The 13,396-nt window shown below is 73.4% G+C and carries 13 protein-coding genes; 5 read left to right on the top strand and 8 right to left on the bottom strand.

The window, feature by feature from the left end:
* Positions 1–10 precede the first annotated feature (10 nt).
* Positions 11–1,237: a glycoside hydrolase family 64 protein gene (locus tag ACWD0A_RS00990; protein ID WP_451293343.1), complete on the bottom strand. Its 1,227-nt coding sequence runs from the start codon at positions 1,235–1,237 to the stop codon at positions 11–13.
* 167 nt (positions 1,238–1,404) lie between these two features.
* Entirely contained in the window at positions 1,405–2,838 is a 1,434-nt protein-coding gene (locus tag ACWD0A_RS00985) for a dihydrolipoyl dehydrogenase family protein (RefSeq protein ID WP_451293341.1), read from the bottom strand.
* Positions 2,839–2,957: 119 nt separating this feature from the next.
* On the opposite strand from ACWD0A_RS00985, the gene trxA reads away from it, so the two are divergent.
* Positions 2,958–3,344, top strand: coding sequence for a thioredoxin (gene trxA / locus ACWD0A_RS00980; protein WP_451293339.1), 387 nt, complete (start codon positions 2,958–2,960; stop codon positions 3,342–3,344).
* 153 nt (positions 3,345–3,497) lie between these two features.
* Here trxA and ACWD0A_RS00975 read toward each other — a convergent pair whose 3' ends face one another.
* From ACWD0A_RS00975 to ACWD0A_RS00960, 4 genes are all read right to left on the bottom strand, one after another.
* The gene (locus ACWD0A_RS00975; RefSeq protein WP_451293337.1) at positions 3,498–4,682 is read right to left on the bottom strand and encodes a thiolase family protein; all 1,185 of its coding nucleotides are present in this window, start codon (positions 4,680–4,682) and stop codon (positions 3,498–3,500) included.
* Between the two features lie 118 nt (positions 4,683–4,800).
* Entirely contained in the window at positions 4,801–5,070 is a 270-nt protein-coding gene (locus tag ACWD0A_RS00970; RefSeq protein ID WP_177147267.1) for a hypothetical protein, read from the bottom strand.
* A gap of 72 nt (positions 5,071–5,142) precedes the next feature.
* Positions 5,143–6,165, bottom strand: a complete 1,023-nt coding sequence (locus ACWD0A_RS00965; RefSeq protein WP_451293335.1) for a LacI family DNA-binding transcriptional regulator — start codon at positions 6,163–6,165, stop codon at positions 5,143–5,145.
* A gap of 227 nt (positions 6,166–6,392) precedes the next feature.
* Positions 6,393–7,265, bottom strand: a complete 873-nt coding sequence (locus tag ACWD0A_RS00960; protein WP_451293333.1) for a TIGR02452 family protein — start codon at positions 7,263–7,265, stop codon at positions 6,393–6,395.
* Between the two features lie 140 nt (positions 7,266–7,405).
* On the opposite strand from ACWD0A_RS00960, the gene egtA reads away from it, so the two are divergent.
* Genes egtA through egtD form a run of 4 tightly spaced genes read left to right on the top strand, consistent with a single transcriptional unit; the run spans position 7,406 to position 11,707 of the window.
* Entirely contained in the window at positions 7,406–8,680 is a 1,275-nt protein-coding gene (egtA, locus tag ACWD0A_RS00955; protein WP_451293331.1) for an ergothioneine biosynthesis glutamate--cysteine ligase EgtA, read from the top strand.
* The gene (egtB, locus tag ACWD0A_RS00950) at positions 8,677–9,993 is read left to right on the top strand and encodes an ergothioneine biosynthesis protein EgtB (protein ID WP_451293329.1); all 1,317 of its coding nucleotides are present in this window, start codon (positions 8,677–8,679) and stop codon (positions 9,991–9,993) included. The genes egtA and egtB overlap by 4 nt, the downstream gene beginning before the upstream one ends.
* Complete coding sequence (gene egtC, locus ACWD0A_RS00945; protein WP_451293327.1) at positions 9,993–10,748, top strand: ergothioneine biosynthesis protein EgtC; 756 nt, start codon at positions 9,993–9,995, stop codon at positions 10,746–10,748. Before egtB ends, egtC begins: the two co-directional genes overlap by 1 nt.
* On the top strand, positions 10,745–11,707 hold the full coding sequence (egtD, locus tag ACWD0A_RS00940; RefSeq protein WP_451293325.1) for an L-histidine N(alpha)-methyltransferase: 963 nt from the start codon (positions 10,745–10,747) through the stop codon (positions 11,705–11,707). Before egtC ends, egtD begins: the two co-directional genes overlap by 4 nt.
* On the opposite strand, the gene ACWD0A_RS00935 is transcribed toward egtD, so the two are convergent.
* Together ACWD0A_RS00935 and ACWD0A_RS00930 are read right to left on the bottom strand one after the other, a co-directional pair.
* Complete coding sequence (locus ACWD0A_RS00935; protein ID WP_451293323.1) at positions 11,602–12,471, bottom strand: lysophospholipid acyltransferase family protein; 870 nt, start codon at positions 12,469–12,471, stop codon at positions 11,602–11,604. The genes egtD and ACWD0A_RS00935 overlap by 106 nt on opposite strands.
* Positions 12,468–13,292 carry a GNAT family N-acetyltransferase gene (locus tag ACWD0A_RS00930; protein ID WP_451293321.1) on the bottom strand — a complete coding sequence of 275 codons (825 nt, stop codon included), beginning with the start codon at positions 13,290–13,292 and terminating at the stop codon, positions 12,468–12,470. Before ACWD0A_RS00930 ends, ACWD0A_RS00935 begins: the two co-directional genes overlap by 4 nt.
* Positions 13,293–13,396: the final 104 nt, after the last annotated feature.

The raw sequence follows: 13,396 nt of genomic DNA, 5'->3' as shown, positions 1-13,396 counted from the left end.
CGGCGGCCCGTCAGTCGAACGGGTCCAGCGTGATGTACGCGTGCTGCGGGTTGCCGTCGTGCACCAGCGATTCGTGGGCGCCGACGTCGTCGAAGGCGAAGGCGTACGCCTTGCCGTCCGCCATCTGCGCGTGGATCTTGCGGGCGTAGTGGTTGGTGACCGTGTCCCGGTAGAAGTTCGCGTTGCTGCTGTCGGGCTGGTTGGGGTTGACCAGCAGGGTGGAGCGGTTGAATCCGGCACACAGGGTGCGCGAAATGGGGCCGCGCACCTGGTCGTTGGGCGCGTCCAGTTTCTTGTAGCAGCCGAAGATGCTGTCCGTGTCGGGCTTCTGGAACGAGGTGACCACGGCACCGGAGGCGTCGGTGAAGTTCATGACGCCGCCCGAGACGCGTCCGTAGTACTTGGTGCCCGGACGGTCGGCGAACGGGGTGACCGTGAGCGTCGAGCCGGCGTACTTGTTCCAGACGCGGTTGACGTAGTCGTCCATGACGCCTGCGGGCAGGGCACCGGCCGCCATGCCGTGGCCGGGGGCGAGGGCGCGCAGGACGGTGCCGTCGGAGCGGGTCTGGATGAGGTTCGCCCAGCCGCCGGGCTGGCCGCGCAGCGCGTTGTAGAACCCGCGGTACCCGCCGGGCTTCAGCCGGCCGGTGTTCCTCACCGTGCCGTCGGCCGCCTTCACGCCGACCGCGTACGGGGCGGAGAACATGTCGACCTGGGTGCTGTTGAGCCAGAGGCCGGCGTCGTTGAGCGTGTACTCCGACCAGTTGAAGAGGATGTTGCGGTTGGGGTCGGACGGGTTCTGCACGGCGGGCTGCACGAGGCCGCCGGTGGTGAGTTTGAAGACCAGCTTCTGCCCGAACGAGAAGTAGATCCGGCCGGAGAACTTGGGGACGCGGATGGTGAGGGAACGGCCGTTGGCCGGACCGGTGATCGAGGCGTCGGGTGCGGGAGTGGGCGGGTTGCCGCCGGCCGGCCAGGCGTGGAACGTGCCGGAGGCGTCGGCCCAGCCCTGACGGCCACTGCTCAGCTGGGTGCCGAGGTTGTAGACGTGGACCGGTTCACTGCGGCCCGAGTTGTTGGTGATGGTCAGCGGCACGGTCTCCGGAACCGCGGCGCCGGCCCGGGCGTCGGCCGGGATCGTGGCGTCGGCCGGGGCCGTCGGCCCGGCGGCGGTGAAGCCCGCGGCGCACAGCAGGGCGGCGGCCGCGAGTGCGAGCGATTTCCGTGGAACACGCATGTTCCACCTCCTCGGCGTCGATGTCGGTGGGGGTCGGCCATCTCCGTGAGAGCGCTCTCAGACTCAGGGGCGAGGAGCCGCCCGTCAAGGTGCCGGACAAGGATTTCCCGGCCCGGACACGACGGTGCCCGGTCCGGACGCACCGGACCGGGCACCGTGACGCGGCATCAGCCCCGGTATGTCTCCAGCAGCCGCAGCCAGATCTCGCTGATCGTCGGGAACGCCGGAACGGCGTGCCACAGACGGTCGATCGGCACCTCGCCCGCGACCGCGACGGTCGCCGAGTGCAGCAGCTCGCCGACGCCCGGGCCGACGAAGGTGACGCCGAGCAGCACCTCGCGGTCCAGGTCGACGACCATGCGCGCCTGGCCGCGGTAGCCCTCCGCGTACAGCGCCGCTCCCGACACCGAGCCGAGGTCGTAGTCGACGGCGCGTACGCGGTGGCCCGCCTTCTCGGCCTCGGCGAGCGAGAGGCCGACGGCCGCCGCCTCGGGGTCGCTGAAGACGACCTGGGGCACGGCGAAGTGGTCGGCGGATGCCCTGTGGGCTCCCCAGCGGTCGTTCTCCAGCACGGGTACGTGCCGGGCCATCGCCGCGATGGCCGCCCCGGCGATCCGGGCCTGGTACTTGCCCTGATGGGTCAGCAGGGCGCGGCGGTTGACGTCTCCGACCGCGTAGAGCCAGTCGGTTCCGTCGACCAGGCAACTGTCGTCGACGGTCAGCCAGGAGCCGTCCTCCAGGCCGACGGAGTCCAGTCCGATGCCGTCGGTGCGCGGGGCGCGTCCGGTGGCGAACAGGATCTCGTCCGCCTCTGCCCTGCTGCCGTCCTCCAGGACCAGCGTCACGGGCCCGGTGCGGCCGCCGGGGCGGTCGACGGCCGCGACGGAGGTGCCGAGCCGCACGTCCGCGCCCGCCTCCTTGAGCGCCGCCGCGACGTGTTCGCCGACGAACGGCTCCATGCGGGGCAGGAGCCCGTCGCCGCGCGCGAACAGCGCGACCTGGGAGCCCAGGGCCTGCCAGGCGGTGGCCATCTCGACGCCGACGACTCCCCCGCCCACGATCGCGAGCCGCCCGGGCGCCTCGCGCGCGCTGGTGGCCTCACGGCTCGTCCACGGGTGCGCGCCCCTGAGGCCGGGCAGGTCGGGCACGACGGCGCGGCTGCCCGTGCAGACGGCGACGGCGTGCCGGGCGGTCAGCACGTGGTGCTCGCCCTCGGGTCCGTCGACGACGACCGTTCTGGGGCCGTGCAGCCTGCCGCGACCGCGGTAGACGCGGGCGCCGATCGAGTCGAGCCAGGCGGCCTGTCCGTCGTCCTTCCAGTGGGAGACCTGCTCGTCGCGGCGGGCCAGGACGGCCCGGGTGTCGAGGGGGCCCTGGACCGCGTCGCTCAGTCCCGGGAGCCGTCGGGCGTCGGCGCGGGCGATCACCGGCCGCAGCAGCGCCTTGCTGGGGATACAGGCCCAGTACGAGCAGTCACCCCCGAGCAGCTCGCTCTCCACGACCGCGGTGCTCAGGCCCGCCGCTCTGGTCCGGTCGGCCACGTTCTCCCCCACGGGGCCCGCACCGAGCACTACGACGTCGTACTCCACAGCTTGGGTCATAGGGTCAGTCTGCTGCCGCGTGTGCGACCTGGCCACATGGGCAGGGGCAGGAATAGCACGGCCCCGGGCGCCGTTGTGCGGGGCGAGTCCACCGGACACCAGGAAGAGGTAGACAGGCGATGAGCACACTCGAGCTCACCAAGGAAAACTTCGATCAGGTCGTGACCGACAACGACTTCATCCTGATCGACTTCTGGGCCTCCTGGTGCGGACCCTGCCGTCAGTTCGCCCCCGTCTTCGAGGGCGCCTCGGAGCGGCACCCCGATCTGGTCTTCGCCAAGGTCGACACGGAGGCGCAGCAGGAGCTGGCCGCGGCCTTCGAGATCCGTTCCATCCCGACACTGATGATCGTCCGCGACAACGTGGCCGTGTTCGCGCAGCCCGGTGCGCTGCCGGAGGCCACGCTGGAGGACGTGATCGGGCAGGCTCGTGCGCTGGACATGGACGAGGTGCGCAAGTCGATCGAGGAGGCGCAGAAGAACGGCGGCTCACCGGAAGCCGGCTGACCCGGCGCGGTCCGGCCGGCGGCAGCGGCGCTCGGCACACACGGTTACGGCCGGGGTTCCGCGAGGGCTCGTCCCTCGCGGAACCCCGGCCGTCCGCGTCTCGTGCGTGTCCGGGCCACGCGGGAGTTCCCGCCGTCCGCGTGGCGCCCGTCGTCAGCGTTCGAGGACCAGGGCGAGGCCCTGCCCCACACCGATGCACAGCGCCGCGACGCCCGTGCCGGAGCCGGCCGCCGCGAGCTGGTGGGCGACCGCACCGGCCAGCCGCGCCCCGGACGCGCCGAGCGGATGACCGATGGCGATGGCGCCACCGCGCGGATTGACCACGGCCGGGTCCAGCTCCGGCCATTCGGCGAGACAGCCGAGTGACTGGGCGGCGAAGGCCTCGTTGAGCTCGAAGGCCGTCAGATCGCCGAACGACCGGTCCGCCTTCGCCAGCGCCCGCTGCACCGCCTCCACCGGTCCGAGGCCGAACAGCTGCGGCTCGATGCCCGTCACCGCTGAGGCGCGGACACGGGCCAGCGGTTCCCGGCCCGTCGCCCGCAGTCCCTCCTCGTCGACGAGGAGCAACGCGGCCGCACCGTCGTTGAGCGGTGAGGCGTTGCCCGCGGTCACCGTGCCGTCGGGGCGGAACGAGGGCTTCAGCTTGGCGAGCGCCTCCATCGAGGTCGTGTCGCGGATGCATTCGTCGCGCGGCAGGTCCACGCCCTCGTACGCGACGACCTCGCCGTCGTAGAGCCCCTTCGCCCACGCCTCGGCGGCCTTGCGGTGGCTGGCGAGGGCGAACGCGTCCTGCTGCTCGCGGCCGATGCCGTGCTTGTCGGCGACGAGTTCGGCGCCCTCGCCGAGCTGCACGGTCCACTCGGCGGGCATGCGCGGGTTGGTCATGCGCCAGCCCAGGGTGGTCGAGTGGAGCTGTTGGTGGCCGGCGGGGAAGGCGCGCTCCGGCTTCTGCAGCACCCAGGGGGCGCGGGACATGGACTCGACGCCTCCCGCGATCGCGATCGAGGCGTCGCCGAGCGCGACGGCCCGGGCGGCCTGGATGACGGCCTCGAGTCCGGAGCCGCACAGGCGGTTGACGGTCACACCGGGCACGGAGACGGGCAGGCCGGCCAGCAGTACCGCCATCCGGGCGACGTCGCGGTTGTCCTCGCCCGCGCCGTTGGCGTCGCCGAAGACGACATCGTCGATGCGCGCCGGGTCGAGCTCCGGAGTACGGTCCACGAGCGCCTTGACGACATGGGCGGCGAGGTCGTCGGGCCGCACGGAGGAGAGGGCGCCCCCGAACTTTCCGATCGGAGTGCGGACGGCGTCGACGATGTAGACGTCGCGGATACTCATCGATTCTCTCCCGGGCCAGGACCGAGGTTCCCCTGATGAACCATGGTCCACAATCGAGTCGCCCGAGTCTGTGCCGGTCCCCGCCCCCTGTCAACGGCCGCCCGGGGCCGGCGGCCGCTCAGGCATCCGCGGCGTCCACCACCCGCACGGTGAGCCCGTAGCCGAGCTCGGCCCCGTCGACCAGCAGCGCCTCCACCGTGCGGGTCAGCGGGTCGATGTCGGCCTCGACCCCGTCGCCGACGTAGCGCGGGTAGCCGGAGGCGCCCAGCTCGCCGGTGGCGTCGACGACGGCCGAGCGGATCGCGCTGTCGGCCGCGGTGACCGGGTCGTCGCCCTCGACGTGCTCGGGCAGGATCAGGATCCCGAAGCGCTGCGGTTGAGTACTCATGCAGGCGACGCTAGACACCCCCCGCCGCGCTCGCATGTCGTCACCACGGGCCCGGCGCCTCTTCCCGCGGCGTCAGCTCGACTCGCGCTGCACCGGCCCCACCGCCATCAGCTCGTGCCGCTCGGGCCGCGTCCCCGGCTCGCGTACCACGCGGTCCACGAGCTCGGCGAGCCGGCGCCCGCTGACGAGGTCGATGCTCACCGTGCTCAGCCGGGGCCGCAGCAGCCTGCCGAGCAGCAGGTCCCCGGCGCCGATCACGGCGGTCTCGCCGGGGATGTCGACGCCCTCGTCCTGCAGGGCGCGCATGAGCAGCATCGCGTACTCGTCGTCGTACGCGTAGACGCCGTCCAGGCCGAGTGCGCGCCAGCGGGCGGCGAGCACCGCCGCCGACTCCTCCTCGTACGCCATGGTCAGCGGGACGATGCGCGCGGCCGTGCCGTCGGCGGCGGCGAACGCGCCTTCCAGGCGCGCCCCGGCGGTCGGACGCAGTGCCGCCTCCTCGGGCACGACCACCCCCACGGCCCGCCGGCCGCGCCGGATCAGATGCGCCGCCGCGCAGCCGCCGACCGCGCGCTGGTCCATGACGAGCGCGTGCGCGCCCTCCACGATGTGCGGCCCGAGGGTGACGACGGCCCGGGCACCGGACCGTTTGAGCACCTCCACGCCGTGTGCCGTGGGCTCCGCGTCGCCGAGGCACACGACGGCGACCGGCCGCAACTCGGCCCAGGCCCGCGCGGCTTCGTCCCCTTCGAGGCCGAGGCTGCCGTACTGGACGACGGTGTAGTCCAGGCGGCGCAGGGCCCGCTGGAACTCGTCGGAGAAGGGCCCGGGCAGCGGTCCGAGCGGCAGGTGGGCCGTGGGCAGCAGCACGGTGCGGGTGCGTCCGGCGCGCAGACTGCGGGCCGCGGCGTGGGGCACGTACCCCAGTTCCTCGGCGGCGGCGCGGACCCTCAGCCGGGTGGCTTCGCTGATCCGGACCGACGCGGTGTTGTTGAGGACGTACGAGACGGTGGCCCGGGAGACGCCGGCCAGCCGGGCGACGTCGGCACTGGTCGGGACGGAGCGTTCCACGGGCAGTTCGGGTGTCTGGCTCATCGCCCGCGTCATCCTTCCAGACCGGCCGTGCACCGGATCCGGCGTATGGCCGGAAACATCCCTGGCCCCAACTCGGCGGAAACAAAGGGCATTGGTGCGGACGAACTGCTCACGGGGGTGCTGCGGGCCTGCTGGCGGCGCCCGTCATGGCGTGGCCGCGGCGGCCCCGCGCACGTGCCCCGAGACGCCGGATGGCCGGATCTCACGCCGGCACGCCGAAGCCGGCCCTACGCGGCCTCGCCGCCGAGGACCCGGCGGAACGCCCCGAGGGTTCTCTCTCCCGCCGTGCGGTCCAGGACGGCGAACACGACCTCGTCGAAGTGGCCCGCGAACCGGCCGCCGGGCCCCAGCAGCGAACGGAACGCACCGGCGACCTCGGCGGGGTCGTTGCGGAAGACTCCGCAGCCCCAGGCGCCGAGCACGAGGCGGCGGTAGCCGTTGACGGCGGCGACCTCCAGGACGCGTTCCGCACGGGCGGCGAGAGCGGCGGGGATGCGGTGCGCCTCCTCCGGTGTACGGCGGGTGATCACTCCGGCGTTCGGGGCGGGCGAGGTGAGGAATCCGGCCAGGTACGGGGCTTCGAGGAGCTGTCCCCGGTCGTCGCGGAAGACGGGGACGTTCGGGGAGTGGATGACGCGGTCCGAGTAGAACGGGCTGCGGTCCGCGCGATGGTGCTCGTAGTACGCGGGAGCGCGCAGCAGCGTGGTGTACAGCGCGGAGGCGCGGCACAGGGCCTCTTCCTGCGCCTGTGCGCCGTTCACGTAGCCGCCTCCGGGATTGCGTGCGGAGGCGAAGTTGAGCACGGCGACCGAAGCGGGACATGGGGGTCCCCCCGGCCGAGGGCTGGGGGAGGGTCCGGGCGCCGCGGCGGTCAGCCGCCGGGCCGCCTGGGTGCTGCTCTCGCCGGTGACCTCGACACCGGTCGCGCGACCGGTGTCGGGCATGACCTCGACGGGCTCGGGGCCGTACAGCCGCGTTCCCTCGACGGCGGCGGCGACGGCCTCCCCCAGGCGTATCTCACGGCCGTCCGGCAGGCGGTATCCCCCCGTCGCGACGATCTCCTCGTTCTGTCTCGCGATCCCCCGCAGTCGTGCGCTCATGGCGGCATGCTCCGTGACCAGTGAGGACACCGGCAACCGTATTTCCGCTCCTCAAGGGCACTCTTGTGCGAACCGGCGGCGGTGGCCTTAGGTTGAAGCTTCAGGCCCTGCCGAGGGCCTGTGACGGGAGGAGTGGATTCATGCATCCACCGGATACCGGCGACTTCGGGCCTCCGATATCGGAGGACGAAGCCGAGGACCTGCTCCGATGTATCTGCTTCAAGACCGGCCCGCCCCGCACCGTGGGCGTGGAGGTCGAGTGGCTGGTCCATGATCTCGACCGGCCCCGCACACCCGTACCGTCCGGACGCCTCGCGGCGGCGTTCGACGAGGTACGTGCCCTGACGCTGGACTCGGCTCTGACGTTCGAGCCGGGCGGCCAGCTGGAGCTCAGCTCCCGCCCCGCCGCGAGCCTGATGGAGTGCATCGACTCCACCGCCGCCGACCTGCGCGCCGTACGGGCCGTGCTGCGCACCGCGGGTCTGGCCACGACCGGATACGGTCTCGATCCCTGGCACCCGCCCCGCCGGCTCCTCCACGATCCGCGCTACGACGCGATGGAACGGCATCTGGACCGTTCCGGTCCGGCCGGGCGCACGATGATGTGCAGTTCCGCGTCCGTGCAGGTCTGCCTGGACGCGGGCGAGGAGGAACCCGGCCCGCTCGGACACGCCAGACGCTGGCTGCTGGCCCATCTGCTGGGCGCGGTTCTCGTGGCCGCCTTCGCCAACTCCTCCGTTCGCGCCGGACGCCGCACCGGTTGGCGTTCGGCCCGGCAGGCCGTGTGGGACGCCCTCGACCCCGTCCGCCCGATGGCCCCGGACCCGCTGCGGGAACCGCGCTCCGCCTGGGCCGCGCACGCCCTGGACGCGCCGGTGATGTGCCTGCGCCGGGAGGAGGGTGACTGGGACTCCCCGCAAGGGCTCACGTTCCGGCAGTGGCTGCGCTCGCGAGCGCCGCGGCCGCCGACGGCAGAGGACCTCGACTACCACCTGACCACCCTCTTCCCGCCGGTCCGGCCGCGCGGGCACCTCGAGCTGCGCATGATCGACGCCCAGCCGGGCGAGGACGGCTGGATGGTGCCGCTCGCCGTGACCACCGCGCTGTTCGACGACCCGGAGGCCGCGGAGACGGTGTACCGGGCGGTCAAACCGCTGGCGGAGTACGCCGGTTCGCGGCGGGCGCCGCGCAACCCGCTGTGGGTGGCCGCCGCCCGGCACGGGCTCGCCGACCCCGAGCTGCACGCCGCGGCCCTCACCTGCTTCGCCGTCGCGCTGGAGGCCCTGGACCGCATGGGCGCGTCCGAGGCCGTGCGCGGGAGCGTCGCCGCATTCCACGAGCGCCACGTCCTGCCGGGCCGGTGCCCCGCCGACGACCAGCTCGATTCCTCCGTGCCCTGGGAGCCTGTCTCATGACCGACGAACTGCGGCGCGACGCACTCGACGCGCTGACCCGTGCCCGTTCCCGTACCGCCGTCCTCACCTCGTGCGTCGACGACGGCGAACTGACGGCTCAGCACTCGCCGTTGATGTCCCCCCTGGTGTGGGACCTTGCGCACATCGGCAACCAGGAGGAGCAGTGGCTGGTGCGCGCCGTCGGCGGCCGTGAGGCGCTGCGGCCGGACATCGACTCCCTGTACGACGCCTTCGAGCACCCCCGGGCGTCCCGCCCGTCGCTGCCGCTGCTGGCTCCGGCCGAGGCGCGTGTGTACGCCGCCGACGTACGCGGCCGGGTGCTGGACATCCTGGAGCGCACCCCGCTGGAGGGGGCTCCGCTGGTCGACGCCGCCTTCGCCTTCGGCATGATCGCTCAGCACGAACAGCAGCACGACGAGACGATGCTGATCACCCATCAGCTCCGCAAGGGCCCTGCGGCGCTCACCGCGCCGGAGCCGCCCGCCCACCCCGTGGAGCCTCTTCCGGCCGAGATCCTGGTGCCCGGCGGCCCTTTCACCATGGGAACCTCGACGGAACCGTGGGCGCTGGACAACGAGCGGCCCGCGCACCGGCGGGACGTGCCCGCCTTCTGGATCGACACGGTGCCGGTGACGTGCGGCGCGTACCAGGCGTTCATCGACGACGGCGGCTACACGGAACGGCGCTGGTGGGCCGAGGAGGGCTGGGACCAGATCCGGGCGCATGACATCGCGGCACCGCTGTTCTGGCGGCGCGAGGGCGAGGTGTGGCTGCGGCGGCGCTTCGGTGTCACCGAGGAGGTGCCGGCGGACGAGCCGGTGCTGCACGTGAGCTGGTACGAGGCCGACGCGTACGCCCGGTGGGCCGGCCGCAGGCTGCCGACCGAGGAAGAGTGGGAGAAGGCGGCCCGGCACGATCCGGAATCGGGACGCTCCCGGCGCTACCCGTGGGGCGACGCCGATCCGGAGCCGGTGCACGCCAATCTGGGGCAGCGTCATCTGCGGCCCGCCCGGGCCGGCGGCTACCCCGGGGGCGCCTCGCCGCTCGGGGTGCGTCAGCTGATCGGCGACGTGTGGGAGTGGACGGCGAGCGACTTCCTGCCGTATCCCGGTTTCGCCGCGTTCCCGTACCGCGAGTACTCCGAGGTGTTCTTCGGCAGCGCGCACAAGGTGCTGCGGGGCGGGTCGTTCGCCGTGGACCCGGTGGCCTGCCGGGGCACCTTCCGCAACTGGGACCTGCCGGTGCGCCGGCAGATCTTCTCCGGTTTCCGTACCGCGCGGGACGCCGAGGTGCGCACGGGAGGTGCCGCCTGATGTGCCGGCACCTCGCCTACCTCGGGCCGCCGGAGCCGCTGGGCGCACTGCTCACCGCCCCGGAGCACGCCCTGATGCGCCAGTCGTGGGCGCCCCGCCGGCAGCGCTACGGCACGGTGAACGCGGACGGTTTCGGTGTCGGCTGGTACGCGGAGGGCGATCCGCTGCCCGCCCGCTACCGTCGCGCCGGGCCGATCTGGGCCGACCTGTCCTTCACCGATCTCGCCCGGGTCGTGCGCAGCGAGGCGCTGCTCGCGGCCGTGCGCGATGCCACCGAGCCCGGGGCGGACAACGAGGCGGCGGCCGCGCCGTTCGCCTCCGGCCGCTGGCTGTTCAGCCACAACGGCGCGGTGAAGGGCTGGCCGGGTTCCCTGGCCGGCCTGGCCGCGTCACTGCCGACGGCGGAGCTGCTGTCGCTGGAGGCGCGCAACGACTCGGCCCTGATCTGGGCACTGGTGCTGCGCCGGCTGCGGGCGGGCGACAGCCTCGGTCAGGCCCTCGCCGACACCGTGCGCGACGCGGCTGCCGCGGCCGGCGCCTCCCGGCTGAACCTCCTCCTCACCGACGGCCGCGCGATCGCCGCGACCGCGTGGGGCGACACCCTGTGGTACCTCACCGGTTCCGGCGGCCGCCTGGTCGTCGCCTCGGAGCCGTACGACGACGATCCCCGCTGGCAGGAGGTGCCGGACCGGACCCTGCTGACCGCGACGCGCGCCGATCTCCTGCTGACCGAGCTCAAGGAGCCGACCCAGTGAGCCCGTTCCTGCTGACCCGCACCCTGCCCGAGGACGCGACGGACGCCGATCTGCGTGCCGACGTGCTGCACGGCCTGACCCGCACGCCGAAGGTGCTGCCGCCCAAGTGGTTCTACGACGCCCGCGGCAGCGAGCTGTTCGAGGAGATCACGCGGCTGCCCGAGTACTACCCCACCCGTGCCGAGCGGGAGATCCTGGCCGCGCGCGCCGGGGAGATCGCGGCGGCGACCGGGGCCCGCACGCTCGTCGAGCTGGGGTCGGGGTCGTCGGAGAAGACGCGTTTCCTCCTGGACGCGCTGACGGATCTGCACACCTACGTGCCCGTGGACGTGAGCGAGAGCGCCCTGACGGGAGCCGCGAAGGCGTTGCTCGCGGAACGGCCCGAGCTCGCTGTGCACGCGCTGATCGCGGACTTCACCCGTGGCCTGGCGCTGCCCGGCACGCCGGGGCCGAGGCTGGTCGCGTTCCTCGGCGGCACGATCGGCAATCTGCTGCCGGCCGAGCGCGCGGTGTTCCTGAAGTCGGTGCGCGATCTACTGTCGCCGGGCGACTCGCTGCTGCTGGGCACCGACCTGGTGAAGGACGAGGACGTGCTGGTGCGCGCGTACGACGACGCGGCCGGGGTGACGGCGCAGTTCAACAAGAACGTGCTCGCCGTCATCGGCCGGGAGCTGGGCGCGGACGTGGACCCGGCCGATTTCGACCACGTGGCGGTCTGGGACCGCGAGAACGAGTGGATCGAGATGCGGCTGCGGGCCCGTTCCGCGCTCAGCGTGAAGATCCGTGCGCTGGATCTGGTGGTGCCGTTCGAGGCGGGCGAGGAGCTGCGCACCGAGGTGTCGGCGAAGTTCCGTCAGGCCGGTGTGCGCAGCGAACTGGCGGTTGCGGGTATGGAGTTGACGCACTGGTGGACCGACGAGGCGGGCCGCTTCGCGCTGAGCCTGTCGACGGCGAGCTGAGCCGACAGGGCGAGTGAACGGCGGTCGGTGCGGCTGCCGGGGAGGATCGGCGGCAGCAGCCGTATCTCCGCGGTGAGAGCACCGGCCGTCACGACCCGCCACAGGGACGCCGGGAGCGGGTCGTCGCCCACGAACGCGGCCGCGCCGGTGGGCCCGTAGCCGATGTGCACGGGCTGGACGGCGGCACCCGCGTCCAGGGCGGCCTGGAACGCGGCGGGCCGGAACCGGCCCTGGCCCCGGCCGCACCAGGTGGAGCCCTCGGGGAAGACGATCACCCGGGCGCCGCCGCGGAGGGCGTCGGCCATCGCGGCGACGGTGGCGGGCAGGGCGCGCAGCCGGTCGCGTTCGAGGAACAGCGTGCCGCCCCGGGCCGCCAGCGGGCCGAGGACCGGCCAGCGGCGCACCTCGGTCTTGGCCAGCATCCGGCCCGGCATCACGGCGGCGATCAGCGGGATGTCCAGCCAGGAGATGTGGTTGGCGACGACGAGCGAGGCGCGTTCGCCGTGCGGCACGCCGGTGACGCGCAGGCGTACGCCGAAGGCCCACAGCACCGCGCGCGCCCAGTACCGGGTCAGCACGTGCCGTGCCCGCGGGCCGAACAGCAGGCCGAGCAGCGCCGCGAACGGGGAGAGAACCACCCCGGCGAGGACGGCCGACACGCCGGCGAGCAGGCGGAGCACGGCGAGCGGCGCTGCGGCCGTCCGTCCCGTGTGGGTGGCGCACGCCTCGGGCGTGCACGGCGCCGTGGGCAGCCAGACGCTCATCGCACCGGGGCGAGGGAGAGGAAGTGGCGCAGGTAGCGGGGGTTGGTGCGGCGCAGCGACAGCAGGACGTACAGGTCGGCGACGTTGAAGTCCGGGTCGTGCGCGGGGGCGCCACAGACCCAGGCGCCGAGCCGCAGGTAGCCGCGCAGCAGGGGCGGGAGTTCTACGCGTCCCGCAGGGCGGGCGACGCCGTCCGCGTTCCAGAGCTTGTGCGGGGTGACCCAGTACTCCTGCGGGGCGAGGTTCTTGGCGCGCACGGTGTCCCACGTCGCGGCGGCGAGCGTGCCGCCGTCGGCGAGCGGGAGGGAGCAGCAACCGGCCAGCCAGTTGTGCCCGGTGCGGGTCATGTAGCGGGCGAGGCCGGCCCAGATCAGGGCGATGACGGCGCCGTTGCGGTGCAGGGGGTGCACGCAGGAGCGGCCGACCTCGACGAGGTCGTCCCGGATGGGCTCCAGGCGGGCGAGGTCGAACTCGCCCTCCGAGTAGAGGCGGCCGGCGATGCGGGCGCGCTCGGGGGGCAGCAGCCGGTAGGTGCCGACGACGTCGCCGGTCACCGCCTCGCGGACGAGGAGGTGGTCGCAGTACGCGTCGAAGGCGTCGGTGTCGAGCCCCGGCTCCGGGCCGTCGAGGCGGGCGCCCATCTCTCCGGCGAACACCTGATGGCGCAGCCGCTGGGCGGCGCGCACGTCCTCCTGGTCCCGGGCGAGCGAGACGATGTAGCGGGGCTCGTCGGCCCCGGGGGCCTGGGCCGGCGCCGGGGCGGGGGCGGGGGCCGGGATCAGGGCGGGCACCGGGGCGGCGACGACGGGCGATGCTGGCATGGCGGTCTCCTGTGCCGGACGAAGGGGACGGACCGCGGGTGCGGCGGCCCGGCTCCTTACTTCTTCCGTGGCCGGCTGGATTCGACATGACCGCCCGGCGGAGT

The organism is Streptomyces sp. NPDC002867, from assembly GCF_053591895.1.
This window is presented reverse-complemented; position numbering and strand designations above follow the sequence as displayed.